Raw genomic sequence first — 2,228 nt, 5'->3', positions numbered from 1 at the left:
CATATTATATGGTTAAGTCCTCGATCTATTAGTATTCGTCAGCTCCACATGTCACCATGCTTCCACCTCGAACCTATCAACCTGATCATCTTTCAGGGATCTTACTAGCTTACGCTATGGGAAATCTCATCTTGAGGGGGGCTTCATGCTTAGATGCTTTCAGCACTTATCCCTTCCGCACATAGCTACCCAGCTATGCCCTTGGCAGAACAACTGGTACACCAGCGGTGCGTCCATCCCGGTCCTCTCGTACTAAGGACAGCTCCTCTCAAATTTCCTACGCCCACGACGGATAGGGACCGAACTGTCTCACGACGTTCTGAACCCAGCTCGCGTACCGCTTTAATGGGCGAACAGCCCAACCCTTGGGACCGACTACAGCCCCAGGATGCGATGAGCCGACATCGAGGTGCCAAACCTCCCCGTCGATGTGGACTCTTGGGGGAGATAAGCCTGTTATCCCCGGGGTAGCTTTTATCCGTTGAGCGATGGCCCTTCCATGCGGAACCACCGGATCACTAAGCCCGACTTTCGTCCCTGCTCGACTTGTAGGTCTCGCAGTCAAGCTCCCTTATGCCTTTGCACTCTACGAATGATTTCCAACCATTCTGAGGGAACCTTTGGGCGCCTCCGTTACACTTTAGGAGGCGACCGCCCCAGTCAAACTGCCCACCTGACACTGTCTCCCGGGTCGATAAGACCCGTAGGTTAGAATTTCAATACAGTCAGGGCGGTATCCCACCAGCGCCTCCACCGAAGCTAGCGCTCCGGTTTCAATGGCTCCCGCCTATCCTGTACAAACTGTACCAAAATTCAATATCAGGCTACAGTAAAGCTCCACGGGGTCTTTCCGTCCTGTCGCGGGTAACCTGCATCTTCACAGGTACTATAATTTCACCGAGTCTCTGGTTGAGACAGTGCCCAAATCGTTACACCTTTCGTGCGGGTCGGAACTTACCCGACAAGGAATTTCGCTACCTTAGGACCGTTATAGTTACGGCCGCCGTTTACTGGGGCTTCAGTTCAGAGCTTCGCTTACGCTAACCCCTCTCCTTAACCTTCCAGCACCGGGCAGGTGTCACCCCCTATACTTCGCCTTACGGCTTCGCAGAGAGCTGTGTTTTTGCTAAACAGTCGCTTGGGCCTATTCACTGCGGCTTTCCGTTAAGAAAGCACCCCTTCTCCCGAAGTTACGGGGTCATTTTGCCGAGTTCCTTAACCAGAGTTCTCTCGCACACCTTAGGATTCTCTCCTCGCCTACCTGTGTCGGTTTGCGGTACAGGCACCTTTTATCTCGCTAGAAGCTTTTCTTGGCAGCGGGGAATCAAAGACTTCGCTCCATAAGGAGCTTCCCCATCACAGCTCAGCCTTCACGATAAGCGGATTTGCCTACTTATCAGCCTAACTGCTTGGACGTGCACAACCAATCGCACGCTTCTTCTATCCTTCTGCGTCCCTCCATTGCTCAAACGATAAAGAGGTGGTACAGGAATATCAACCTGTTGTCCATCGCCTACGCCTGTCGGCCTCGGCTTAGGTCCTGACTAACCCTGAGCGGACGAGCCTTCCTCAGGAAACCTTAGGCATTCGGTGGACGGGATTCTCACCCGTCTTTCGCTACTCATACCGGCATTCTCACTTCTAAGCACTCCACCAGTCCTTACGGTCTGACTTCACTGTCCTTAGAACGCTCCCCTACCACTGATACCATTGGTATCAATCCGCAGCTTCGGTGGTGTATTTAGCCCCGGTACATTTTCGGCGCAGAGTCACTCGACTAGTGAGCTATTACGCACTCTTTAAATGGTGGCTGCTTCTAAGCCAACATCCTAGTTGTCTAAGCAACTCCACATCCTTTTCCACTTAATACACACTTTGGGACCTTAGCTGGCGGTCTGGGCTGTTTCCCTTTTGACTACGGATCTTATCACTCGCAGTCTGACTCCTAAGGATAAGTCATTGGCATTCGGAGTTTGACTGAATTCGGTAATCCGATGAGGACCCCTAGTCCAATCAGTGCTCTACCTCCAAGACTCTTACACTTAAGGCTAGCCCTAAAGCTATTTCGGGGAGAACCAGCTATCTCCAGGTTCGATTGGAATTTCTCCGCTACCCACACCTCATCCCCGCACTTTTCAACGTGCGTGGGTTCGGGCCTCCATTCAGTGTTACCTGAACTTCACCCTGGACATGGGTAGATCACCTGGTTTCGGGTCTACGACCACGTA

Annotated in this window: 1 rRNA gene (cut by a window edge); it reads right to left on the bottom strand. The window is 52.1% G+C overall.

Annotation, left to right across the window (positions count from 1 at the left end):
• Positions 1-8 precede the first annotated feature (8 nt).
• Positions 9-2,228: ribosomal RNA gene (locus DN390_RS25145) — 23S ribosomal RNA — on the bottom strand (it continues 702 nt past the right edge of the window).

This window comes from Bacillus sp. SH7-1 (assembly GCF_008042405.1).
Taxonomy (GTDB): domain Bacteria; phylum Bacillota; class Bacilli; order Bacillales; family Bacillaceae_G; genus Bacillus_A; species Bacillus_A thuringiensis_N.
The sequence above is the reverse complement of the archived record's forward strand: the minus strand, read 5'-3'. Positions and strand labels throughout refer to the sequence as shown.